This is a genomic window from Pantoea sp. SYBGC1, from assembly GCF_057197005.1.
In genome coordinates this window covers 464,431-488,632 of the sequence record NZ_JBXUNM010000001.1, presented here as the reverse complement: position 1 = coordinate 488,632, position 24,202 = coordinate 464,431, and the positions used below count along the sequence as shown (strand labels likewise).

Annotated in this window: 23 protein-coding genes; 10 read left to right on the top strand and 13 right to left on the bottom strand. The window is 58.7% G+C overall.

What is annotated here, in order from left to right:
- Nucleotides 1-155 precede the first annotated feature (155 nt).
- From ampC to AC2CF9_RS02255, 4 genes are all read left to right on the top strand, one after another.
- A complete protein-coding gene (gene ampC, locus AC2CF9_RS02270; RefSeq protein WP_484556167.1) occupies nt 156-1,271 on the top strand; it encodes a class C beta-lactamase in 1,116 nt (371 codons plus the stop codon).
- A gap of 9 nt (nt 1,272-1,280) precedes the next feature.
- The gene (locus AC2CF9_RS02265; protein WP_484556166.1) at nt 1,281-1,724 is read left to right on the top strand and encodes a GNAT family N-acetyltransferase; all 444 of its coding nucleotides are present in this window, start codon (nt 1,281-1,283) and stop codon (nt 1,722-1,724) included.
- A 259-nt stretch (nt 1,725-1,983) separates the two neighbouring features.
- Nucleotides 1,984-3,249 (top strand): YbiU family protein, encoded by a 1,266-nt coding sequence (locus AC2CF9_RS02260; RefSeq protein ID WP_484556165.1) that lies wholly within the window; start codon nt 1,984-1,986, stop codon nt 3,247-3,249.
- A 12-nt stretch (nt 3,250-3,261) separates the two neighbouring features.
- A complete protein-coding gene (locus AC2CF9_RS02255) occupies nt 3,262-4,002 on the top strand; it encodes a DeoR family transcriptional regulator (RefSeq protein ID WP_484556164.1) in 741 nt (246 codons plus the stop codon).
- A 39-nt stretch (nt 4,003-4,041) separates the two neighbouring features.
- Here the strand turns inward: AC2CF9_RS02255 and AC2CF9_RS02250 are convergent, their stop codons facing one another.
- The 4 genes from AC2CF9_RS02250 to AC2CF9_RS02235 are packed head-to-tail and all read right to left on the bottom strand — an operon-like array spanning nt 4,042 to nt 9,105.
- Nucleotides 4,042-4,992 carry a sugar-binding transcriptional regulator gene (locus tag AC2CF9_RS02250; RefSeq protein WP_484556163.1) on the bottom strand — a complete coding sequence of 317 codons (951 nt, stop codon included), beginning with the start codon at nt 4,990-4,992 and terminating at the stop codon, nt 4,042-4,044.
- Between the two features lie 49 nt (nt 4,993-5,041).
- A complete protein-coding gene (locus AC2CF9_RS02245; protein WP_484556162.1) occupies nt 5,042-6,004 on the bottom strand; it encodes a sugar phosphate isomerase/epimerase family protein in 963 nt (320 codons plus the stop codon).
- 1 nt (nt 6,005) lies between these two features.
- Nucleotides 6,006-7,544 (bottom strand): glycerol-3-phosphate dehydrogenase, encoded by a 1,539-nt coding sequence (locus AC2CF9_RS02240; protein WP_484556161.1) that lies wholly within the window; start codon nt 7,542-7,544, stop codon nt 6,006-6,008.
- Entirely contained in the window at nt 7,537-9,105 is a 1,569-nt protein-coding gene (locus AC2CF9_RS02235) for an FGGY family carbohydrate kinase (protein ID WP_484556160.1), read from the bottom strand. The genes AC2CF9_RS02240 and AC2CF9_RS02235 overlap by 8 nt, the downstream gene beginning before the upstream one ends.
- A gap of 422 nt (nt 9,106-9,527) precedes the next feature.
- Between AC2CF9_RS02235 and AC2CF9_RS02230 the strand changes: the two genes are divergently transcribed.
- From AC2CF9_RS02230 to AC2CF9_RS02210, 5 genes are all read left to right on the top strand, one after another.
- Nucleotides 9,528-10,178 (top strand): DUF2291 family protein, encoded by a 651-nt coding sequence (locus AC2CF9_RS02230; RefSeq protein ID WP_484556159.1) that lies wholly within the window; start codon nt 9,528-9,530, stop codon nt 10,176-10,178.
- Entirely contained in the window at nt 10,175-11,713 is a 1,539-nt protein-coding gene (locus AC2CF9_RS02225; RefSeq protein WP_150016137.1) for a sugar ABC transporter ATP-binding protein, read from the top strand. The genes AC2CF9_RS02230 and AC2CF9_RS02225 overlap by 4 nt, the downstream gene beginning before the upstream one ends.
- 22 nt (nt 11,714-11,735) lie before the next feature.
- Complete coding sequence (locus tag AC2CF9_RS02220) at nt 11,736-12,791, top strand: ABC transporter permease (protein WP_071668920.1); 1,056 nt, start codon at nt 11,736-11,738, stop codon at nt 12,789-12,791.
- Between the two features lie 70 nt (nt 12,792-12,861).
- Entirely contained in the window at nt 12,862-13,806 is a 945-nt protein-coding gene (locus AC2CF9_RS02215; protein ID WP_484556158.1) for a substrate-binding domain-containing protein, read from the top strand.
- A 119-nt stretch (nt 13,807-13,925) separates the two neighbouring features.
- Complete coding sequence (locus AC2CF9_RS02210) at nt 13,926-14,786, top strand: DeoR/GlpR family DNA-binding transcription regulator (protein WP_150016135.1); 861 nt, start codon at nt 13,926-13,928, stop codon at nt 14,784-14,786.
- A 106-nt stretch (nt 14,787-14,892) separates the two neighbouring features.
- Here the strand turns inward: AC2CF9_RS02210 and AC2CF9_RS02205 are convergent, their stop codons facing one another.
- The 4 genes from AC2CF9_RS02205 to AC2CF9_RS02190 form a co-directional block, all read right to left on the bottom strand.
- Nucleotides 14,893-15,966 (bottom strand): acyltransferase family protein, encoded by a 1,074-nt coding sequence (locus tag AC2CF9_RS02205; RefSeq protein WP_484556157.1) that lies wholly within the window; start codon nt 15,964-15,966, stop codon nt 14,893-14,895.
- Nucleotides 15,967-16,602: 636 nt separating this feature from the next.
- Nucleotides 16,603-17,640, bottom strand: a complete 1,038-nt coding sequence (locus tag AC2CF9_RS02200; protein WP_484556156.1) for a hypothetical protein — start codon at nt 17,638-17,640, stop codon at nt 16,603-16,605.
- A gap of 47 nt (nt 17,641-17,687) precedes the next feature.
- Nucleotides 17,688-17,843 carry a hypothetical protein gene (locus tag AC2CF9_RS02195; protein ID WP_190314859.1) on the bottom strand — a complete coding sequence of 52 codons (156 nt, stop codon included), beginning with the start codon at nt 17,841-17,843 and terminating at the stop codon, nt 17,688-17,690.
- Nucleotides 17,844-17,918: 75 nt separating this feature from the next.
- Nucleotides 17,919-18,461: a hypothetical protein gene (locus AC2CF9_RS02190; protein ID WP_484556155.1), complete on the bottom strand. Its 543-nt coding sequence runs from the start codon at nt 18,459-18,461 to the stop codon at nt 17,919-17,921.
- Nucleotides 18,462-18,645: 184 nt separating this feature from the next.
- Here AC2CF9_RS02190 and AC2CF9_RS02185 point away from each other — a divergent pair, with 184 nt between their 5' ends.
- A complete protein-coding gene (locus AC2CF9_RS02185) occupies nt 18,646-19,824 on the top strand; it encodes an alpha/beta hydrolase (RefSeq protein ID WP_484556154.1) in 1,179 nt (392 codons plus the stop codon).
- Here AC2CF9_RS02185 and AC2CF9_RS02180 read toward each other — a convergent pair.
- Genes AC2CF9_RS02180 through opgC form a run of 5 tightly spaced genes read right to left on the bottom strand, consistent with a single transcriptional unit; the run spans nt 19,810 to nt 23,968 of the window.
- Nucleotides 19,810-20,244 carry an ATP-binding protein gene (locus AC2CF9_RS02180; protein WP_484556153.1) on the bottom strand — a complete coding sequence of 145 codons (435 nt, stop codon included), beginning with the start codon at nt 20,242-20,244 and terminating at the stop codon, nt 19,810-19,812. The two genes, AC2CF9_RS02185 and AC2CF9_RS02180, sit on opposite strands and share 15 nt — an antisense overlap.
- Before the next feature lie 10 nt (nt 20,245-20,254).
- Nucleotides 20,255-20,587, bottom strand: coding sequence for an STAS domain-containing protein (locus AC2CF9_RS02175; protein ID WP_484556152.1), 333 nt, complete (start codon nt 20,585-20,587; stop codon nt 20,255-20,257).
- Complete coding sequence (locus AC2CF9_RS02170; RefSeq protein WP_484556151.1) at nt 20,577-21,815, bottom strand: PP2C family protein-serine/threonine phosphatase; 1,239 nt, start codon at nt 21,813-21,815, stop codon at nt 20,577-20,579. The genes AC2CF9_RS02175 and AC2CF9_RS02170 overlap by 11 nt, the downstream gene beginning before the upstream one ends.
- Nucleotides 21,816-21,825: 10 nt before the next feature.
- Nucleotides 21,826-22,704, bottom strand: coding sequence for a hypothetical protein (locus AC2CF9_RS02165; protein WP_484556150.1), 879 nt, complete (start codon nt 22,702-22,704; stop codon nt 21,826-21,828).
- A gap of 49 nt (nt 22,705-22,753) precedes the next feature.
- Nucleotides 22,754-23,968: an OpgC domain-containing protein gene (gene opgC / locus AC2CF9_RS02160; RefSeq protein ID WP_484556149.1), complete on the bottom strand. Its 1,215-nt coding sequence runs from the start codon at nt 23,966-23,968 to the stop codon at nt 22,754-22,756.
- Nucleotides 23,969-24,202 lie beyond the last annotated feature (234 nt).

Sequence of the window (24,202 nt, the reverse complement as noted above, 5' to 3'; positions counted from 1 at the left end):
ATCCGTCAAAGGTATAGGAGTGCGCAGCCAAAACGGCAAACCCGCTTACTCAGGATGTGACTCTGTTCACTTACGCCACGAATGGGCATGTGGGGTGGGCCGGGGACGGATATACTATGCGCACCGCTTTTGGTTCTGAGGAATAAGGATTATTCATGCGACGCCGCGTTATGGCTACAATTTTGCTGCTTATCGCCAGCTCCGCTGCTGCCCGGGCACCGGATGAGATTATCGAGCCGCTGATGACCCGCTTTGCGATCCCCGGCATGGCTGTTGCCGTGCTGAACAAAGGCCAGACGACTTTTTATAGTTACGGTGTCACTTCAACCGATCGGGGAGAGCCGGTCACCTCCCGCACGCTGTTTGAGATCGGCTCGCTCAGCAAAACCTTCACCGCTACGCTCGCCAGCTACGCCGTACAGCAGTATAAAATGCAGCTTCGCGACAGCGCCAGCCAGTGGCTGCCTGCGCTGCAGGGCAGCGCGCTCGATCGCGTTACGCTGCTGAACCTGGCGACGCACACCAGCGGCATGCCGCTGTTTGTGCCGGAGGAGGTCACGGATAGCGCGCAGCTGATGCAGTGGTATAAGGCGTGGCGGCCTGATGCTGAACCGGGAACAGAGCGCGTCTATTCAAACCTGGGTATCGGTATGCTCGGCATGATAGCGGCGAAGAGCCTGAATATGTCATTTATGCGCGCAATGGAGTCAATGCTGCTGCCGGCGATGGGAATGCATCGTACTTTTCTTGAGGTGCCGCCGCGCGCCATGCCGGATTACGCGCAGGGCTACGATAAACAGAACCGGCCGGTACGCGTAACCCCCGGGCCGCTGGATGCAGAAGCGTACGGGCTGAAATCAACGTCAGAAGATCTGATTCGCTGGCTCGGCATTCAGATGGGGGAGGTTAACGTGGTGCCCGCCTGGCGCCAGGCGGTGGCTGCCACCCATCAGGGCTATTTTCGCACGGCGGCATTTACGCAGGCGATGATGTGGGAGTACTACCCGCTGCCAGTTACTCAGCAGCAGCTGGTGGCGGGGAACAGCAGCAAAATCATACTTAACGGTATGCGGGCCACGCCGGTTTCTCCCTCTGCGCCGGTGCCGCTGCGCGCCTGGTATAACAAAACCGGCTCGACCAACGGCTTTTCAGCCTATGCGGTGTTTATCCCTTCCCAAAAGGTGGCGCTGATTATGCTGGCCAATAAATGGATACCCAATGACGATCGCGTTATTGCTGCGGATGAGATTATCCGTGCGCTGACGAAGTAAGGAGAGATAATGAGTATACGGGCATTGCGGGCTGAAGATTATGTCGCCTGGCTGCGGTTATGGCAGGGCTACCAGCAGTTTTATCAGACAGAGATTGATGAGGCGACGACCGGTGAAACGTTCCGGCGCATGCTCTCCCGTGCGGAACCGATGTATTGTCTGGTGCTGGAGCAGGGGGGCAGCATGGCAGGTCTGGTGCATTTTCTGACGCATCGCTCCACCTGGACGCGCGGTGACTACTGCTATCTGCAGGACCTGTTTGTCGCAGAAACGGCGCGCGGTAACGGTGCGGGAAAGGCGCTGATACTGGCCGTCTATGAGCAGGCCAGAGCGCGCGGCTGTTCACGGGTTTACTGGAACACGCAGGAGGGAAACGTCGTAGCACGGGCGCTGTACGACCGGCTGGCGACAAAGACGGAATTTATTCAGTATCGTTATCTGGTAGCGCCTTAGTAGTTACAACAAACATACTTACTTTGTCATGGTATAATTAACCTCCTCTGCAAAAATTCTACCTGGCAGAGAAAATAAACCGCGGGCAGGGCCGCCCGCCAGAGCTAAGCGTTTTTCACCGCACACTTTCAAATGAAACCTCCTGCCTGCTGTGATCGCGTCCGGCTTTCCGCCGTGACCGGCTTGCTGTAAATCGACTGTATGCTATGAATGAAACAGATTTAACTTTCATTTGAAACCAGAGCGCGAGGTGATTTCTGTGACCACTTTATTCTCTTCAGAGCAGCAGCCCGACGATTTCAGAAAAAGCATTCGTCAGATGAAGCAGCAGCTGCGCCAGCAGATCGGAGATGTGGAGGCGCTGTATAAGCAGGTGCGGGATAGCGTGGTGACGGAGCTTGCCGCGGCCAGAAGTGAAGAGGCGCAGTCCGGTTCCGCCTGGCCCCAGCTGAGCTGGCAGGCGATAGCCGCAGGTGAAATCAGTGAGGCAGAGAAAGCACATATCCGGCGGCGCGGCTGTGTCGTGGTAAAAGGTAATTTCAGCCACGAGTGCGCGCTGGAGTGGGATGCATCGATAATGCATTATCTGGACAATAACGACTTTATGACGCGCTACACAGGACCGGGGGATGATTTCTTTGGCAACCTTGCGGGGTCACGGCCGGAAATCTATCCGATTTACTGGAGTCAGGCGCAAATGGCCGCGCGGCAGAGTGAGGCGATGGCTACCACCCAGCGCTTCCTCAATCACCTGTGGCGGTTTGATTCTCAGGGTAAACGCTGGTTTGACCCTGATGTCAGCATTATTTATCCCGATCGCATCCGCCGGCGGCTGCCCGGCACAACCTCTAAAGGGCTCGGTGCGCATACCGATTCCGGCGCGCTGGAGCGCTGGCTGCTGCCGGCTTATCAGCAGGTATTCAGACATATTTTTAATAACCGCTTTGCGCAGTACGACCCGTGGGATGCGGCATACCGCACAGAGGTAAATGAATACCAGTCCGGTACCACCACAAAATGTTCGGTATTCCGTACGTTTCAGGGCTGGACGGCGCTCTCTGATATGCAGCCGGGTCAGGGGCTGCTGCACGTTGTGCCGGTGCCGCAGGCAATGGCGTTACTGCTGCTGCGTCCTCTGCTCAGCGACGTCCCGGAAGAGGAGCTGTGCGGGGTTGAGCCGGGTAAAGTCCTGCCGGTATCGGAGCGCTGGCATCCTGAACTGATTACCGGACTCTGCTCCATTCCGGCGCTGGAAGCGGGCGATTCCGTATGGTGGCACTGCGATGTGATACATTCTGTCGCGCCGGTAGAAGATCAGCAGGGCTGGGGTAATGTGATGTACATTCCGGCCGCACCAATGTGCGACAAAAATCGCGCTTACGCGCATCAGGTGGTGCAGGCGCTGACAGCTGGCGTATCACCCGGTGATTTCCCGCGTGAAGATTATGAGGTTAACTGGCAGGATCGCTTTACGCCACAGCACCTGAACGCCCGCAGCCGTCAGGCGCTGGGCCTTACTGACTAACTGCAGGACACTATGAACGCACGTCATCAGTCAATTATCGAGCTGCTCAGCGCGCGCGGCAGCGTCAGCGTCAGCGAGCTGGCGCTGACCACCGGCGTCTCTGAAGTCACGATGCGGCAGGATCTTAACCAGCTGGAAAAAGAGGGGCTGTTGCGTCGGGTGCATGGCTCCGCCGTTGCTGCGGGCGGTGACGACGTCAGCGCCCGGATGCAAACCCGCCTTGCCGTAAAAAAACGGCTGGCCGATTATGCCGCCTCTCTGGTGAATGCAGGGGAAACGGTATTTATCGAAGGGGGCAGCACCAACGCGCTGCTGGCACAGGCGCTGAGCGAGCGGCATGACGTTACGCTGGTCACGGTAAGCCACTATATTGCCGGCCTGCTGCGTGAAAAGGGCGGCGACGTCATTATTCTCGGCGGTCTGTTTCAGAAAAGCAGTGAGTCGGTGGTCGGTCCGCTGACCCGACTCTGTATTCAGCAGCTCAGCTTTCATAAAGTCTTTATCGGTATCGATGGCTGGGATCGCGCCACCGGCTTTACCGGACGCAACATGCTGCGCTGCGATGTGGTTCATGCGCTGCTGGAAAAGCCCACGCACACAATTGCGCTGACCGACTCTTCTAAATTTGGTCAGATCCACCCTTATGCGCTGGCGCCGCATCAGCCATTCAGGCAGCTGATTACCGACAGCGAGCTTGATCCGGCCGCTCAGGCGCTGCTGACGGCGCAGGGAACGGAGGTCACGCAGATTTAACCTGGCGGCGCGGGGCGCTATTTTACTGACCGGTCAGCTTTATATCAGCAGCGCCTGCGCCGTGACCTCATCGGTGATCAGCCCGGAGAGCTGACCGCTGCTGAGCACGGCGCGAATCGCCGCCACTTTACTCAGGCCGCCCGTCAGCGCCACGATCTCACTGCGGTTCTGGCTGAGCGGCACGGAAAGCGTGCGCGCCGTCAGTGAGTTGTGGATCAGCGTGCCGTCGGCGGCAAAGAAGTGGCCCAGTAGTTCTCCCACCGCGCCGGCTGCAGAGAGGGCGTTGATCTCCGCCTCTTCGAGCATGCCCGCTTCAACCAGCTGAGCCGCCGGCTCTACCGTCCCGATACCGACCAGCTTGACCTCACTGCGCGCGGCCATATCAAAAATCTCGCTGACGCCGCGCTGCGCCAGCAGAACATCGCGATCTTCTTCGGTGTTTGCAAAGAACGGCACCGGCATCATATAAGCCTGCGCGCCGGTTTTGGCGGCGATGCGGTGCATAACATCGTGCGGGTTCAGCGCATAATTGCGCGTCAGGCAGCCCAGCAGCGACACAAAGCGCGCCTGGGGAGCCTCAAGGCGCGCCAGCTGATGGATCGCCGCGGAGAGGGTCCGGCCATGTCCCAGCCCGAGCGTGATAGCGGGCGCGTTAAGCAGAAGCTGACGCAGATAGTTTGCGCCAGCCATCCCCAGCGCCCGCACCGGCAACCCGGTTTCACCCAGATCGGGCGCAACCTGACAAAACCGCAGGCCAAAGTGCTGGCGCAGCTTATCCTCCAGCGCCACGCAGTCGAGAATATCGCCATCGATGGTGATTTTTACTGCGCCTTCCGCCACCATGCGCGCAATCAGGCGGTGCGTTTTTACCGAAGGCAGCCCCAGTCGTTTGGCAACTTCAGCCTGAGTCAGACCGCCTACATAGTGCAGCCAGGCCGCACGCAGCGCCAGAGAGTCATCGCGGTCGGCGGAAGCAGGTGCGGATTTCATGTCTTTGTCCATTCAGAGTAGATGACGACGCGGGCTCCGGCCCGCGTGTTTAGCTGTACTCTCCGGCGGGCCGATGCGTCGCCAGATGCAGGTCCGCCACGCCGGTTTCAATATGGCTGGCCCAGAACGCCACGCTCTCTGCGATCTCCGCCACGGCGCGACTGTCGGTGGGCTCGCGCTCTTTGAAACTCAGCTCCAGGCAGATTTCATTATCCTGCGCGCCGCCACGCGCCAGCGCCTCCAGCAGCGGCTGCGGCTGAATACGGCCGCCGCTATTGTAATGCATTGTAAACGGACGATGCCCGCCTTTATCCATCATGCTCTGCTTGATATGAATGATGGGCGAGCAGCGCGGCACCGCTTCCGCCCAGGCGTAAGGATCGTAATCACGCGGGTCAGCAGAGGTCACATCACCGTGGTCAATATCCGCCATCATCCACATCGGCAGGGCAAAATCGCGCTGGCTCAGGCGCTGCTGCAGAGCCAGCGCGGCGGGAATGGTTTCGCCAAACTCGCGTGCCACGCTCATCGGCTCCCAGAAAAGATATTTCAGCCCCGCCGCGCGCGCATGTTCAGCGACTTCCTGCCAGCAGTCAGTGGCGATATCGATAAGAGTTTCGCGGCGCTCTGCGTCCCGGAAGTCGCGCTGCGTAAAAATGGCAAACTGCGAGCCGATAGCCACACCGCCCAGTTCAGCGGTGATATCCGCAAAGGTTTTGAACCAGTCAATATAGTAGCGGCGCACCGCAGCATCGGGATGACCAAAGTGGTTCAGTCGCCCGTAGGGGCCGGTCATACCGGAGGTGACGCGCACGCCGGTGGCGCGCAGCGCCTGCTGCATACGACGCGTCATGGCGGTTATCGTCGCGGCAGGCCAGCCTGGATTGATAAATTCATGGGTCAGCTGCAGGTCGCGAATGCGGATCTGCTCTGCCACGGTGGTTATTAAATCGTGCGGATCGGCAAAGCGGTTAACCAGCGGATTCGTATTAAGCGAAAGAGTCAGGGCCATATCAGTTCTCCTGTCCGGCACGGGCGCGCAGCGGGATCACGCGCGCGGAAGCCGCTTCAAACCAGCTGGTGAACGCATCGCGCTGCGCCGGGGTGAGGTGCAGCTGATGTTTGGTGCGCCGCCACAGAATATCGTCTGCCTGCTGCGCCCACTCGTGGTCAGCCAGATAGCGTGCTTCTGCTTCATACAGCAGCCCGCCAAAATGACGCCCCAGATCGCTCAGCGCCGTTGCGTCTGCCAGCAGCTGTGCGATGCGTGTTCCATAGAGACGGGCGTAGTGTTTACGCAGCGGCTGCGGCAGCCACGGCCAGCGCGCTTTGCACTGTTCCAGAAAGGTTTCAAAGTCGGCGTCAGCCATATCGCCTCCCGGCAGCGTGGCCGCGCGCGTCCAGTCAGCGCCCATCTGCGGAAAGAAGGGAGCAAGCTTCTGCAGCGCATGTTCTGCCAGCTTGCGGAACGTAGTGATTTTCCCGCCGAAGACGTGCAGCAGCGGCGCATCCTGCTGGTTATCAAGATCAAACACGTAGTCGCGCGTCACCGCGGAGGGGTTGCCTTTGCCGTCGTCAAACAGCGGACGCACGCCGGAGAAGCGGGTAATAACGTCAGCCGGGCGCAGCTTGACTTTAAAGTAGCGGTTGACGACGTCTAACAGATACTGTTGTTCCGTATCGTCAGCGATCACCGCTTCCGCTTTGCCTTCCCACGGAATATCCGTCGTGCCGATCAGCGCCTTATCGCCTTCATAGGGATTGATAAAAATCACGCGCTTATCGGTGTTCTGCACCAGATACGCCTGCTGACCCTCCCAGAATTTAGGCACGATAAGGTGTGAGCCTTTCACCAGGCGCACCCGGCGCTGGCTGTGGCTCTGCGTCACGTCGCTGACAATGTCCAGTACCCAGGGGCCCGCCGCGTTGACGATTGCCCGCGCAAACAGCGTGCGCCGCTCGCCGCTGCTGACATCTTCAAGGGTGATCTGCCACTTGCCGGGCAGGCGCTGTGCGGCAACGCAGCGCGTGCGCGGCAGAATGGTTGCGCCGCGCTCAGCGGCATCCAGCGCGTTCAGCACCACCAGCCGCGCGTCATCGACCCAGCAGTCGGAGTACTCAAACCCTTTTTTATAGCTGTCGAGCAGCGGGGCGCCTTCAGGATCGCGCGTCAGATCGAGTGAGCGGGTGCCGGGCAGTTTCTTGCGGCCGCCCAGATGGTCATAGAAGAAGAGGCCGAGCCGTACCAGCCAGGCGGGACGATCGGAGGGGCTGTGCGGCAGTACAAAACGCATTGGCCAGATAATATGTGGCGCGGCGTTCAGCAGCACTTCCCGCTCGATCAGCGCTTCGCGCACCAGCCGGAACTCATAATACTCCAGGTAGCGCAGGCCGCCGTGCACCAGCTTGCCGGAGCGGGAAGAGGTGCCCTGCGCCAGATCGTCTTTTTCACACATCGCCACCGACAGGCCGCGGCCGGCGGCATCCCGGGCGATACCGGCGCCGTTAATGCCGCCGCCAATAACAAACAGATCCAGCATAGTGTCACTCATGATTGACTCCGTTACAGGTATTCAGCGCCTGCCAGCAGGCCGGCAGATCGCTGCGGATCTGCTGATAATGAGGAAACAGCGCGTCATAACGCTGCATCAGTTCGGGCTGCGGCGCTTCCGGCGCGTCAAGCAGCGGGCGGACCCAGGTTTCGGCACACGCGGCCATAGAGGTAAACGCGCCCACCGCGACGGCAGCCATCATTGCCGCACCGGCCGCGCCCGCTTCTTCACGCTGGCTGATACGTACCGGGACACCGATAGCGGCCGCGAGGATCTGGCGCAGCGGCCCTGAGCGCACCGCACCGCCGGTCAGCCGGATCTCACCGGGCCGATCCTGGCCCATCGCCTGGTAGCAGTCGCGCGCCGCCATACCAATGCCCTCTACCACGCCGCGCACCAGGTCACCAAAAGAGTGCTGATAGTGCAGGCCGGTAAAGCCGGCACGCGCGCTGGCATTCACGAAGGGACCGCGTTCGCCCGCCAGTGAAATATAGGGATGAAACAGCAGCGTGCCGGGCGGGGTGCGCGTCAGCCAGCTATCAATCTGCGCCACCAGCCGGGCGTGATCGGTTTCGCAGCCAAAACTTTGCAGCAGATCGCTGGCGACATTCAGCAGCCAGTCCAGATTCAGCGTCGAGGCCATATTGGTCTGAACCTGCGTCACATAACCGGGCCACGGCAGCGGGATCACGTAGCCGGTCTGTGCCGGATTAAGCCAGACATCCCCGACGGTCACGCTACGCAGATGGACGCCGGTTGAGCCCACAATCGAACAGGCGGTATTGGCCTCGCCGGTGTGAACGCCCGCGCCCAGCGCCGTCATCGCCATATCCACATAGCCCAGCACCACCGGGGTACCGGCCCGCAGGCCCGTCAGCGCTGCCGCCTCGCGGGTCAGGGGATGCGTGGTCTCGGTGCCTTCAACAATTTCCGGCAACAGATGCCGCCGGTGCGTCAGCCCCAGCGCGTCAATCACGGTGTCGTCATAACCGGCGTGGCGAAAGTTGCCAAAGGTAAAGCTCGCCTCAGACGGGTCGGTGGCACGCACGCCGGTGAGGTTAAGGTAGAGCCAGTCTTTGCAGTGCAGCGCGACGTCAGCTTTTGCCAGCAGTTCAGGAAAGTGTCTGTCCATGTGTGCCAGCTGCGCCCCCTGCTGGCAGGTATTGAGTCCGGTGCCGGTAGCGCTGAAGCGCGCCTGCGCCAGCGGATGCTGATTCAGTCTGGCCACCGTGGGAGCCGCCCGGGCATCGAGCCAGATCCAGGCGTCACCCACGGGCCGATCCTTTGCATCCACCAGCCAGCTGCCGTCCCCCTGAGCCGTCACGGCTAACGCCACCACGCGGGCTGCTAGGTTGGCGATATGGTCGCTGAGCTGACGCAGGGCGCTGGCCGCATCCTGCCAGGTTTGTGACATCGACTGCTGGGCTGCGCCACCTGCTGCGCGATAATAGCGGTTACGCACCGACGCGCAGGCCAGCTGTTTGCCGGTCAAATCAAAGGCTACCGCCTTGACCACCGAGGTGCCTGAATCCAGGCCCACAATGATATCGCCACTCTCCACCGACACCTCCACCTGGTATGTGCTGCGGGCTGTCTGCGATCCCGCCGTATGCCGTGTTAACGGCGTGTGATTATTATGCTGCTGCTAGTGATACTTCTTTTCTCACTTAGATAACATATCTTTCGTATTAAATTTCAATGCAGGTAAAATATTTCACTCCACTTAGCGAGCAGGATCACGAAATTACCGCCCGCCTGAGCCAGCCTCAGACAACTCCTCCCCGCCAATTCCCCTGACATAAGGGAATTTAAACCTTTATCAGCGGTTGCCGTTCAAACAGCGATCCAGATCGCTCTCCTGAAAAAATCGTCGCCGGGCTGTTGACATTTTAGTCACATCAGCACAATTCTCATCACATTAGTTATCACATATATAACACATCCCGCGTTAATTCCGGGCTGTTAACCCGATGAGGTGCCGTTATGTCTGATGTTTCAGTGCTCGCACAGCAGCTTGACCGGCAGCGCAGGCGTCGCCTGCTGCTGACCGCCGTGCTGAGCTGTGCCGTGATAGCCGGCATTGCCCTGGATACCCACGTTGTCAGAACCGACGCCACCGGGCAGTCGCAGCAGGGCTTTTCACCAGACAGCTGGGCGGAACAGCACTTTCCTGAGGTGAAGCAGAGCGTGGAGCGTCGCGCCGTTGCGGCGCAAACGCTGGCCGCAGCGCTGCAGGCGAACCAGCAGGCCGCCGCCGCGCAGTATGGTGTCGGCTCGCCGCTGCCGGTGATCCCGGTCAGGCTGGAGGGCGTGGTGCAGCCGGGAGAGAAGGGGATTTTTCCGCTGCAGGTCGCCGGCGTGCCGGAGAGCCTGAAAGTGCGCCTGCAGACCGGGCCGGCCCTGAGCGGTACCGATCTGCGCGACGCCAGCGGCACTATTCAGTTCGGCGATTTTACCAACCAGATTGAGTATCAGAACGCCGGGGCAGCGCTGAACCGCGCCATGAAAAACAGCGTCCTGGAGAAGCTTAACCGCGACACGCTGCCGGGCAAGACCGTAGAGGTCATCGGGGTGTTTCGCCTCCTTAATGCCAGTAACTGGCTGATCACACCGGTCAGCGTGGAGGTTAAATGAAACCCTTTCCTGTTAATCCGGCGCTGTTAAAAGGTGAAGTGGTGCTGCAGGCGCGTAACGTCAGCAAGGTGTATGGCTCAACGCATGCGCTTAAGGGCGTGAACTTTGAGATACGCCGCGGCGAAGTCACCACGCTGTTTGGTGAAAACGGCGCCGGCAAATCGACCTTAATGAAAATATTATCCGGCGTGATTACGCCAACATCCGGGGAAATTCTGCTTAACGGCGAAAGTAAGTTGTTCCACTCCGCCACCGAGGCGCGCAGCTGCGGTATCTCCATTATTCATCAGGAGCTGAATCTCGCGCCGAACATGAATGTCCGTGACAACATCTTTATGGGCCGCGAAATCATGGGGGCTACCGGCGTCGACTACGACGAAGAGGCGCGGCTGACCCGGCACCTGATGGCCGCGCTCGAAGAGGATATCGATCCGCTGACGCCGGTAGAGAACCTGCGCCTCGGCCAGCAGCAGATTGTGGAGATTGCGCGGGCGCTGTCGGTGAATTCACAGATCCTGATCATGGATGAACCGACCTCGGCTCTGAGCGCTGCCGAAGTCAGCGTGCTGTTTCAGGTGATCCGCGATCTCACCAGCCAGGGCGTCGCCATCGTTTATATCTCCCATCATCTGGAAGAGGCGCTGGAGATCACCGACCGCGCCGTTGTGCTGCGCGACGGCGTGATGACCGCCTGGGCGCAGCGCAGCGATATCGATCTTGAGTGGATCGTGCGCAACATGGTGGGGGAGCATTTCGATCTCGGCTCGCCGCCGCAGGGTTACGCCTTTGGCCCGCCGGCGCTGACGGTTGAGAACCTGACGGTGAAGAGTAAAACCGGCATCCGGCTGGTAGATAACCTGTCGCTGACGGTAAAGGCGGGTGAGATTGTCTGTATTTATGGCCTGATGGGAGCAGGGCGCACGGAGCTGCTGGAGTGCATTGCCGGACGTATCGCGCAGAGCAGCGGCGATATCCGGCTGCAGGAGACGGAGATTAGCCGCTTATCTCTGGCGCAGCGTATCGCTATCGGGCTGGCGCTGGTGCCGGAAGATCGGCAGCGCGACGGACTGGTACAGACCATGAGCGTAGGGGAGAACCTGTCGCTGGCCAGCATCGGTGAGTTTGTCCGGGGACTGATGCTCTCCGCCCGCCGTGAAAAGCAACTGGTAAGCGATACCATCCGCAACGTCACGGTGAAAACCGCAGGCGGTGATGCGGCAATCGGCTCGCTCTCGGGCGGTAATCAGCAGAAAGTTGTCATTGGCAAGATGCTGGCGACGCGGCCCAACGTGCTGCTGCTCGATGAGCCAAGCCGCGGCATCGATATTGGCGCCAAAGCAGAAGTGTTTCGCCTGCTGGCAGAGAGTGCGAAGCAGGGGCTGGCGGTGGTTTATACCACCTCTGAGGTTGGTGAATGTCTTAGCATCGCTCACCGCATTGTGGTGATGAGCAAAGGACGTATCTCCGCCATTTTCGACGCCAGCGTGAGTAAAGAGCGCATCATGGCGGCGTCGGGTGAAGCACTGGTGGCATAACATGAAAAACGGAGTGAAAAGTATGACCGATCAAACGCAAACGCTGGCCACCTCGCCCGCGGCGAATGCCTCCCGCACAACAAAACAGCTTAACCTGGCCCGCCTGCTGCTGGAGGGACGCGCCTTTATTGCGCTGCTGGTGATTATCGCGACGTTTTCGTTTCTGTCGCCTAACTATTTCAGCGGAGCTAACTTCCTGACGATGGCGTCACACGTGGCGATATTCGGCCTGCCCGCGATCGGTATGCTGCTGGTGATCCTGAATGGCGGCATCGATCTCTCGGTCGGTTCCACGCTGGGACTGGCTGGCGTAATGGCGGGCTTTATGATGCAGGGTATCAGCCTTGAGGCGCTCGGCGTGGTGCTCTATCTGCCGGTGTGGGCTGTGGCGATCCTGACGCTGGTCGTGGGCGCACTGGTAGGGCTGGTGAACGGCGTACTGATTGCCATCTGCCGCGTACCCGCCTTCGTGGCCACGCTTGGCACCATGTATGTGGCGCGCGGTATTGCGCTGCTGATGACTAACGGTCTGACCTATAACAAACTTTCCGGCAGTGAATCACTGGGCAATACCGGCTTTGACTGGCTCGGGTTTAACCGGCTGTTTAACATTCCGGTTGGCGTGCTGGTGCTCGGCGCGGTGGCGCTGGCGTGCGGTTTTCTGCTGAGCCGTACCGCCTTTGGCCGCTGGCTTTATGCATCAGGCGGCAATGAGCGTGCCGCCGATCTCTCCGGCGTGCCGGTGAAACGCGTGAAGATTAGCGTTTATGTACTGTCAGGCATCTGTGCCGCGATGGCGGGGCTAGTGCTCTCTTCGCAGCTGACCTCTGCCGGCCCAACGGCAGGCACCACCTACGAGCTGACGGCGATTGCGGCCGTGGTCATTGGCGGGGCGGCGCTGACCGGCGGGCGCGGTAACGTGCGCGGCACGCTGCTGGGGGCATTCGTGATTGGCTTTCTCTCTGATGGTCTGGTGATTATTGGCGTTTCTGCCTACTGGCAGACGGTGTTTACCGGGGCCGTGATTGTGCTGGCCGTGTTGCTGAATACGCTGCAGTACGGACGACGCAGCCGCTGAATTGCGCGCGCCGCTGCGGTGCGCGTTTATCCGTAAAAAAAACCTGTACCCTGATAATAACGGAGTCACTATGTTTACCAAACGTCTTATGCTTGCCGCTACTGTCGCCATCAGCACCTTTGCCGCACCAGGCTGGGCCGATAAAGGTCTGATGACCATTATCGTCAACGATCCCTCTAATCCTTACTGGCTGACGGAGGGCCAGGTCGCACAGAAAGCGGCTGAAAAACTTGGCTACAGCGCCAAAGTCAGCGCTCATAAAGGCGATACCAACGCGGAAAGCCAGCTGATTGATACCGCCATCACCAATAAGTCTAAAGCGATCATCCTCGATCCGGCCAACGCTGACGGCTCTATCGGCTCGGTGAAAAAAGCGATTGCCGCCAATATTCCGGTGTTTATCATCAACGCTGAGCTGAATCAGAGCGGTCTGGCGAAAGCGCAGCTGGTTTCGAACAACGCGCAGGGCGCCGCCGCTGGCGCCATGGAGTGGGTGAAGCAGGTGGGTGACAGCGGTAACTACGTTGAGCTGGTGGGACCGCCCTCGGATAACAATGCGGCAACCCGCGCCAACGGCTTTGATACCGTGCTGTCACAATATCCCGATCTGAAAAAGGCGGGGCAGGAAGTGGCGAACTGGGATCGCACGCAGGGCTTTAATAAGATGCAGTCGCTGCTGCAGGCGAATCCGGATATCAAAGGCGTGATCAGCGGTAACGATGAGATGGCGCTGGGCGCTATTGCGGCTCTGAAACAGGCCGGCAAACTGGGGCAGATCAAGGTCGGAGGCTTTGACGGCACGCCGGACGCGGTCGATGCGGTAAAAGCCGGCACGCTGGCCTATACCGTTATGCAGCCGGTGGCGCTGTTTGCTCAGAAAGCGATTGAGCAGGCAGATACCTTCCTGAAAACCGGAAAAACCGGCGCGCCGGCTGAAAAACAGCTGTTTGACTGCGTGCTGATCACCAAAGAGAACGCCGGCAACTCCATTTCACCGTTTGTGCTTAAACAGTAACCGCTGCATCCCCGGCTGGCCGCAGCTGGCCGGGGTGCAGGCGATCGGTTATTTGCATTAATGGGTATAACGCGCTGTAATTACAACTAATCCTGCATTTACTCCTCTCCGGAATCTATATGGCGCATAACCCACACGACACCCTGCCTGGTGTTTTCACGGCGGATACGCTGCCCGGCGACAGTCGCCAGGCACGCCAGCAGGCGCGCCGCCAGCTGATCGCGGAAGCGGTCATGGCGGAGGGCGCCGTACGCATCGAAGATCTGACCGCGCGGTTTGGCATCAGTCTGATGACCGCACACCGTGATATTGATGAGATGGTCGAGCGCGGCCTGCTGCATAAGTCGCGCGGGGTGGTCTCGGCTACCTCAACCAGCCTGGTAGAATCGAGCGATATCTATCGCGCTACGCGCCAGCTGGAGGAGAAGCAGGCGATTGCCGAAGTGGCGGCCAGCTATCTGGAGCCAGGGCAGGCGCTGTTTCTGGATGATTCCACTACGGTATTTCAGCTGGTGCGGCAGCTTTATGCCAAAGCGCCGCTGACGGTGATCACCAACTCGCTGACCCTGATGAACGAGCTGCGTAACGGGCGGGATATCACCCTGATGGGGCTGGGCGGGCAGTATCATCCCTGGTGTAACGCGTTTATGGGGCGCATGACGCGCGAAGAGATCGCCTCGCTGCGCGCGGATATCTTTTTTGTCAGCATGTCCGCCATTGTGGATGACGCGGTGTTTCATCAGTCAGCAGAGACGGTAGAGACCAAGCGCGCCATGTTTGAGTCGGCACAGAAGCGTATTCTGCTGATGGATCACACCAAGTTTGGCCGGCGCGCGCTGCATCGCTTTGCCGATCTGCGCGAGTTTGACGTGGTGATTGTGAATCAGGGCACGCCGTTGCCGCTGCTGCGTCGTATGCAGGATAACGGGGTCAATGTGGTGGTCGCACCCATCAAACGCGCCGCTGGCGGTCCGGAATAACAGCGAATCATTTAACATAACACCAGACATCTCATCTGGCAGCGCCTCCCGCCAGACGTAATCAACGGGACTGCATCCGGCGGGGAGGTATACTCAGGCTGTTCGATCAGCTTTTTTGCACAGAGAACCAGCTATAACAGCTATCTGCCAGCTTTTTCCCCGCGCGGATAGCGTAGCGTTCGACATAGTGAAACAGCAGCGCGGCCAGCGCGATACTGCCGCTTACCGACAGCGCAAAGACCAGCAGCTTTGTGCCTGCGCTGGCGTCAGCCGGCAGCTGGTTGAGCAGCACGCGGCGCAGCGGATAGTGCACCAGATAGAGGGAATAAGAGATGTTGCCGAGGAAATTCAGCACCGGCTGCGGCGCTGACTGCCGCCCGTCGCTGAGCAGAATGACGCAGGCCATAATAATGGCGGCGAGCCAGTAGCCGCCGTGCAGGCCAAACGGCTGCGGGCCTGTCAGCAACGCGATACCCGCGGCAGCGGCGAGCGCCAGCCAGACAATGCGTCGCCCGCGGGTGCGCAGCACCGGCATGTTGCCGCTGACAACCAGTTCTGCCAGCAGCATGCCGGTAATAAACTCAAATACAATGGTATTGCTGCTGAGTTTGATCCACGCCTGCCACCAGGCGTTTACCACCAGGTCCGGAGACGCCTGAGAGGAGAGGGTGACGCTGCCGTTATAGGCCAGCTGAAAGCCGACGGAGGCGGTAATAAACATCAGGCTGCAGACCAGGCTGCGCTGACGATAGCTGATACACATCGCCAGCGTGAACAGCGTATAGAACAGCACTTCATAGGTCAGCGTCCACGGCGGCCCCAGCGCGCTGTAACCAAACACCGGTCCGGCACTGCTGTAATCCTGCAGGCAAAAGTAGAGTACGCAGCCCATCTGCTGAAATTCGCGTTCGTTATACACCAGCGTCCACGCCGCCAGCCAGACCAGAAAAAACACCGGCCAGATGCGAAAGAAACGCTTAATCAGAAAAGGCAGCGGACGTTCAGCGGAGTGTGCCGTAATAAAGGTCATGATAAAGCCGCTGATGATAAAGAAGATATCCACGCCCAGCGCGCCCGGAATATGCGCCGCCATACCATCCGGTAACAGCAACGCGTTATGCGCAACGACAACCAGCAGCGCGGCCAGCCCACGCAGATACTGAACAGAAAGGATCTTCATTTAACACATCCTGTGGCCGATCGGGTGGTCCGGAGGTACTTTGTCAGAAAGTACCACGATAAAAGATGACGCATAAATACATGCTAATTGAATCCCGCCGGGCGGTCGCCGGATTTATGCGTAAGCCGGGGGCGGGCGCAGGTTCTTTTACCAGGGCGCGTGCGCACGTTCACCAGGGGCGCATTAATGCGCCCCCTACAAAATTCGCAGGAGCATCGTTGATGGCGTCCGGATAGTACGTCATCAATTCAATACACGCCCACAAAACCCGTAGGGGCGCCATTAATGGCGCCCGGACACCATCTCGGGCGCATAAATACGCCAAGGACGCATAAATGCGTCCCCTACGGTTGGCATTGTTATCCCGCAGGGGCGCCATTAATGGCCCAGGCCCGCGCGGTTGTCAGATCCGGGCCGCATACGGTTTTGTAGGGGCGCCATTAATGGCGCCCAGGCCCGCGCGATTGTCAGATCCGAGCCGCATAGGTTTTGTAGGGGCGCCATTAATGGCGCCCAGGTGGATGCGGCCGATTCTGTATAAATGTCTATTTTGCGATATATTACCGGCCATCACCAAAGTGCACATAATGTATATTATGTTAAATGATGGATTTCATCCGCAATGACGCAATGACCTCAGACGTCTGTCAGACCGTTTTCCCTGCTACCCGCCTCACCTCTTCCGTTGAGACCATCAGCCTTCTGCTTTTTATGCAAAGGCTTTTTCTGCTGCAGTCGCCGCTGCTTATCCTGGCGAATACGCTCCACATACTTTTTCATGTCCGCTGCCTTAACCGGTAGCTCTTTCTGCCAGAAAGCAGCCGGCACATTATAGCTCTCCGGTTCAGCTGCAAATATTGCGATAAGCTGTTCAAAGATGCGGTACAGCGCAATCTCATGGCGGACCTGCACACGTACTACATCTTCCTGCATGGCAAACGCATACAGCGCATCAGCATAACGTTTCATCGCTCTGAAGCTCACGGGCTGTGCGGCCATCACCTCATCAGGCGCGCTAACCGCATCAAACTTCTCCAGCAGAAAATAGACGCACGGCAGCATCATGGCGTTAATACGGGCGACCTCTATCAGCGGATCGCGTTGCAGCGTCTGCAGATTACTAAACCTGGAGCGCAGACAGGCCAGCGGATTAATCACCCTGACCTGCTCGTGATACTCAGGCTCATCCGGATGTTCCTGGCTGACATAAAAAGGTTCGGTATTAAGCAGCAGATTCTCACCGGCGAAGTCCTGCCAGGTAAAACCGGAAGGAAAATCGATGACATCCACCGTGTTGGCATGTGCCGGCTGCGCCGGGTCAGCAAAAAACCGCCCTTTTACCGTTTTTATACTGCGGGTCGCGGCATCAGTCAGGACAAAACGCGCCAGCGACGGCGGCTGGCCGGCATCGTTCAGATTTGCATCGACGCCTAACGCGCGGGCAATGGCCGTTATATCATGTCGCCGGGCGGCATAATCCACATCCACTGAGGTAATCAGACGCGCATCGGGCAACGCATTGCGGTACAGCTGATGGTAATAGGATACCCAGTACTGTATTGCCTGGCCGCCAATGGTGATCACCGGGTTTCTGAACAGATGCGCCCGGGCAATCAGCTGTTTATTCAGCAGATAAGCCTGTTCATAAGGCGGAATAACCGGATAGTCAGACATAAAAAAACCCTCATCAGCGAGGGCTTATTTTGCATCACCATAGTGAATCAGGTAAAGCTTACCTGATGTTTTGGCTGCAGTTTGCATGATTTGCTCTGCGGCGATTTGATCGCTGGCTGATAGCCCGCTTCTCCACGTAACACCGCCAGTGCCTGAGCATCATACTGCTTGTGTTGCGCTTTTTTCAGCTGTGCTGGCGACATGGTATATGACCTTTTTCCGGGTTAAGCCGTAAATTTACGCTATCCTGCCGCAGGCTGCCACTTTTTTACGCCGCTCTACGCCACTTCAGCGGACGTGTCGATCAGCGCCTGCAGGCGCTGGCGATAAGCGGTGTCGAACTGCGCCGGCACGCGACGAATATAATCAAATGCGTGTTCAGCCGCCTCACCGCTCAGGCTGGCGAGATGCGCGAGCGCCTCGTCGCAGCTGGGGATTAAGCCTTCCTGATGCTGATAGCGCGGCGGCAGCGCGGTCCAGATCACCGCATCAAGGCAGCGATCCTGCGCCCAGTCGCTGAGCACACCCGGCGTATGCTGCGGCTGCAGCAGTATGCCGACGCCATCTTCACGCTCATCAGGGATCGCCTCGCGCAGACGCAGTGCCGCCACCGCTTCCGGCAGCGAAACGCTCGCCAGTAACGCCCAGTAGACGTTAACCGGTGCCGCGTTCATACAGAGCGCCGTAGCCAGTTCCCCGCCATCGCCAATGCGACAGAACTCCACCGGCAGCGCCGGACCATCCGCATGCCACTCGCCGGCAACCGGCAGTTCACCAGGTTTCCAGATCAGTGACCCCCATGCTAAACAGGCTATTTTCACCGCTGTCCCCCTATTAGTGATGTTATTTAACGCGTGAGCACCTGTTATTAAAGGTAGCGCAGTTCGCGATTCCCGCTACGCTTCCTGCAGATTGCCTGCAGCTCTCACACTTTTCTCGCCGTTTCTCTCAATTTCAGGCGGCCTGTGCCACACTTGTGATACCGTTTATTGGTAAGGAAAACTGATGCGTTACTCACTTATCGCCCTGATCTGCGCCGCGCTGTGGAATGCCGGAGCGGGTGCGCAGCCTCTTCCGCAGCGCCCGCCTGATACGCTGGTTCCTGAACAGTATCTCTCTGCGGTTAACGCCGATAACAGCATAACCTGGCGACTCTGGGCCCCGGCGGCAAAAGCGGTGGATGTGGTCACCGGTGCCACGCCCGACCGCTATGTCACGCACCCCATGACCAAAGATGAGCGCGGCATCTGGCGCTTTACCAGCACACCGCTCGCCCCAAGCCTGTATGAATATTTCTTTAATGTGGATGGCTTTCGCAGCATCGATACCGGCAATCCCCTGCCTAAGCCGCAGCGACAGGTCAATACCAGCCTGATTCTGGTGCCCGGCAGCCTGCTGGATACGCGTCAGGTCCCGCATGGCGAAATCCATACCCTGACCTGGCACTCAGAGGTGCTTAAGCGCGAGCGACAGCTGGCGGTCTGGGTACCGCCGGGCGCGGCAGACGCCGCAGATCCCCTGCCCGTGCTCTATTTTTATCATGGCTTTGGCGACACCGCGCTGTCAGCGGTAACCCAGGGGCGCATTCCGCAAATCATGGATAACCTGCTGGCGGAAGGTAAAATTGTCCCGATGCTGGTGGTGATCCCGGATACGGAGACGGATATCAGCGATGCCATACCCGAGACGTTTGCGCCCGCCTCCCGGCGTGAGATCTTTTATCCGCGTAACGCGCAGGCAGCCGATCGTGAGTTAACGCAGGAGATTATGCCGCGCATCGCTCAGCGCTACCGCGTGCGCAGCGAGGCCAGCGGTCAGGCGCTGGCGGGCCTCTCTCAGGGCGGTTACCAGGCGCTGGTCAGCGGCATGCGGCATCTGAACCAGTTTGCCTGGCTCGGCATCTTCAGCGGCGTTACCACGGAAACCGTGCCTGACTTTCGCGTTGCCGCACAGCTGAAAAAGCCCGCCGCGATCAATCGTCAGCTGCGCCTGTTTGCCCTGGCGGCGGGCGACGAAGATATTATCACCGGCCGGGATATGACCGGACTGCAGGCGCTGCTGGAGCAGCAGAAAATCCGGCATGAGTGGCACAGCTATGCCGGCCTCGGGCATGAGATGGATGTCTGGCGTCCGGCTTACATAGCGTTTGTCCAGCAGCTGTTTAAACCTTCAGACACCCGGTAGCGCCCGCCACAGCGTCAGCTGGTTCTCTGCCGGCTGACGCTGATAGCTGACCCGATCCACGCTGGCGTAAATCAGCGGCCAGCCCCGGCCCCCCTCATCCAGCGGATCGATATCATCAAAACCGCGCTGTGCGCGCTCTGTGAATGCCTCGGGCACCGGCCGGCCGTTATCGGACAGCGTGACGGTGACGCCCTGCTCATCACAGGAAAAATGCACCCGGTAGTGCTGCTGCGCATCATCCTGATAACCGTGGCGGATAATATTGCTCGCCGCCTCGCACAGCGCCAGATCGAGCGGGTAGATCCAGCTCTCCGGCAGCTGCAGCGGCTGCAGAAAACGGCGCAGCGCGTTGCCGAGGCGGGTCAGGCTGTTTAGCGTGGCGGGCAGCGTCAGCGTTTCCGCGGCCATTGCGTGGTGCATAAGCCCCTCCTTATTGCAGCGTACGCAGCGCCTCTTCGCGATCGGCGCACAGCGTAAAGACTCTGTCCATCCGGGTCAGCGTGAACATACTTTTGATGTTGCTATTCAGGGCGCAGAGCATCAGCTGGCCGCCGTTGAGCGATTTCAGGATAGAGATCAGCGCGCCCAGACAGCTGCTGTCGATGAAATCCACGCGTGAAAAGTCGAGGATCAGCGCGCGCGCGCCCTGCCGCATCTCCTCCAGCACCTGCTGCTTAAAGGGCAGCGCAACGGCGGCGTCCAGTCGTCGTACCACCGGGGTCAGAATGCGGGTGTTATCGACGGTGTCAGATTCAAACTTCATGTGCAGACTCCTGTTCGTCCGGGTTCAGATGTTCAATGATCAGCAGTGAGATATCGTCGCCTGCCGGTGCGGTACTGTCAGCGGGCAATTCACGCCAGCGGTTAAGCTGCTGGTGCAGCGTCTGCAGCAGACTCTCTGCCGGCTGGCAAGCCTGGCCGGCGAGCAGCGCCTGCAGCCGTGCCATGCCAAACATCTCCTGCTGTGGATTTTCACACTCGGTAATGCCATCGCTGTAGAGGCAGAGCCGCTCGCCGGGTGCCAGCGTAAAACTCACCTCTTCCCAGCTCAGATCGTCAAGCAGTCCGACCGGCGCTCCGCCCTCGCCGGCGATACGGATTGCGCCATCGCGCGCCACAATCAGCGGTGGCGGATGCCCGGCCTGACAGAGTCGTCCGGCACCGCTCTGACGATCGAGCGCGCCATATACCATAGTGAAATAGCTGGTTACGTCGCTGCTTTGCGCCACAAAGCGCTCATTCAGTATCGCCACTACGTCGGCGGGCGGCGTGATCGTCTCGCCGTTATAGAGAAACCGCTCTACCGTACGGCCATGCAGAAACTGGCGCGCCACCGCTACCGACATCATTGCCGCCGACACGCCGTGTCCGGAGACATCCACGCTATAAAAACCGAGCGCCTGCCCGTCCAGCGGAAAAAAATGAAAGATATCGCCCGAGACCCAGGCCGAAGGTATAAACAGCCAGTCGGCAAACCAGCCAGCGTGATGAATGGCGTGCGGCGGTAATATACTGCGCTGCAGCGCGGCGGCAGCCTGCAGGTCGGTCTCAATCTGCTGCAGCGCCTGCTGCAGGCTCTGGTTGCGGCTCTCCAGCGTCGATTCCAGCTGCAGAATGCGCTCTCCGGCATGCAGGCGCGCCTGCAGCTCAATCCGGTTTACCGGCTTACGCAGAAAATCATCGGCACCGGCGGCGAAGCCGGCGCGTAGATCGTCGGTGCTTTCGCGTACCGTCAGCAGAATCACATAGATATAACGCTGCCGGAACTGCTGACGCACCTGGCGGCACAGCGTCAGCCCGTCCATGACCGGCATCTCCCAGTCGCTGATCAGCAGATTAACCGGATGCTGTCGCAGCAGCGCCAGCGCCTGCTCACCCTCTTCGGCTTCCAGCACGTGATAGCCCCACTGCCGCAGCAGACCGGCCAGCAGCTTACGCCAGGTGAGCGCATCATCAACAATCAGTACCGACTGTGCGGAAACGGGCTGCATATATACCTTCCTAAAACGGCAGGAACCAGATCAGAGATACCGTGCCTTCACGAAACTTTGCATTCGCGCTGCTTCTGCCGGGAAAGCGGGTACCGCTATAGTTGCTGTACTGCAATGAGAACGAGCCAGGCGTATAACCGGCATAGCCAAAGCTGTAGCTGTAATCTCCGTTCCACGGCTGTTGCTGGCTGGCGTGCGGATACCAGAACGCGGTGGCGCGGACGAAGAAGTGCTGTTTAAAGGTGTAACCACAGCCGCCCAGCATGACCTGCTTGTTGGCGCGCAGATCGTTATCCGCCAGCGAATAGTAGCGTGGCACCCAGCTGTAGCCGAGCTGGCAGGTCAGCGCATCCCCGTCATTAATCAGCAGGTGACGCTCAAGCGGTTCAGGCAGCGAAAATTTATAGGCAAAGGTAAACGCACCCTGCTCAAAGTAGGTAAAGCGTTTATTGCCGGAGGGAAACAGATGGTTGTCGCCATAGTTGCTGTAGACCAGGCTGAAAGTATTAGCATGCCAGTCGTCATAGCCGAAGCTGTAGCGGAAATCGGTGGTGTAGCGGTCAAAATCGGTGATCGGTGCGCGCAGGGTGACGTTAGCAAACCAGTAGCTGTAAGGCGAGTACTGCAGGCTCAGGTTCAGCAGCTGATTAATCTTCTTTTTTTGCTGCGCAGATTCAGAGCCGTTCGGGATGGTCAGCCACTGCTCTTTCAGCCCGCTGGAAAAACTCAGCGCGCCGGAGAAGGTATCTTTGTTACCGGAAAAGAGTCGTCCCCAGCGGCTGGTAAACACGCCTGCCTGAATCGGTTCACTGCTCTCTGCTCCGGCCCCTTTATCAGAGCCGGTCTCTGCCGCTGAGGCGTTAAGCGTGCCTGCCACCAGCATGATCATACCGCACGTTATCCCTGCCCGCTGCCCGAATTCCATCTGATGTCTCCGATCAATTAGGAATAAAACGCCCGCCAATCTCTTTTTTAGCCATCCACCACAGCAAACCCAGTGCGCCCAGATGGATAGCGGTGTTGCGCAGCCACGCCTGCTGCCACAGATCAAAAGTGACAAACTGGCTGACGCCCAGCACCACGAACACGTGCAGGATAAAGGTGTAAAGCGAATGCTGACCAAGCGGGATCAGAAACCAGCCCGCCACTTTATTGATGGGCCACCAGCAGCGGGTAAGGATCAGATAGACCAGCAGAATCAGGCAGAAGTCGTTGATAACCCGGCACGGTCCCAGCGCGTTTTTGGCGGCGAGATGGTGATAAAACCAGTTAAAATCGGCGGGCGGAATGATATGCAGCAGCAGCGCCGGCGGCATAAACGGATTGGTATGGTTCTGCGCCACAAACATCATCACCAGCGCATAAATCACCATCAGCGTGATCACCACATAGCCTGCCGGGGTGCGCGCCAGTGAGGTCAGCTCATCTTTAAACCAGCCACAGCACATGCCCAGCACGTAGATCAGCTGCCACGCCAGTAAGGGAAAGGCGAATTCAAATTCGGAGACCGTCAGCCGCAGCGGCCAGCGCTGGTAAGCGAGATAGCCGAGCAGGGAAGCTGCGATAAGCCAGCCCGCGCGTCGCGTCTGCAGCAGCCAGAGAAACAGCGGGCTGACCAGCAGCAGGCAGATATAGAGACCGAGGATCTGCGTCTGATGGGGACCTATCTGCAGGTAAAGCACAATATTAAACCAGGTCTCTTTGATCTGCGGCGTAGCGGGAAACAGCGCCCAGACCGTGCCGGAATAGCGATCGACAAAGTGCGTCACCTCAAAGGTATTAATCAGCGGCAGCGCGGAGAGCAGCAGAATCAGCAGCACAATGACGATATTGACCAGGTAGATCTTCCCTGCCCGCCGCCATAACGTCCAGCCAATGGTCAGCAGCACCTCTTTCTGCAGCCGCTGCCGGTTGAGCATGCCAAGCATAAAACCGGAAAGGATGACAAATCCTTCGGCTCCCGTAGTCAGGCCAAACCGCTCCCAGGTGAAAATATTGATCGCAGAGAGCAGTTCAGTATGGGCTACCACCATCATCACCAGCGCAATCCCGCGCAGCATATCAATACGCAGGTCGCGCCTGCCAGGCACGGCATAACGCCATGTCGGCGGCACGGTAACAGAGGGGTTAGCCGCGGCGGCATTTTCGCTCATAACGCATTAGCCCTGCTGATAATGTATAGAGTTAAAACATTAATATAATATATATTTCAGATGTAAGGGAAAGTGTAGCCAGGTTGTGCAATAAATAGACAAATGGTAAATGCAGCGCCAAATAAGCTGTTAAAACCGCTATTTGCCAGCTATATGTTTTCTTATACTGTCAGAAGCCCTGAGCGCAGGCATCAGAAAGCCAGACGGTAATAATAAATAATAGTGATCTGTTTT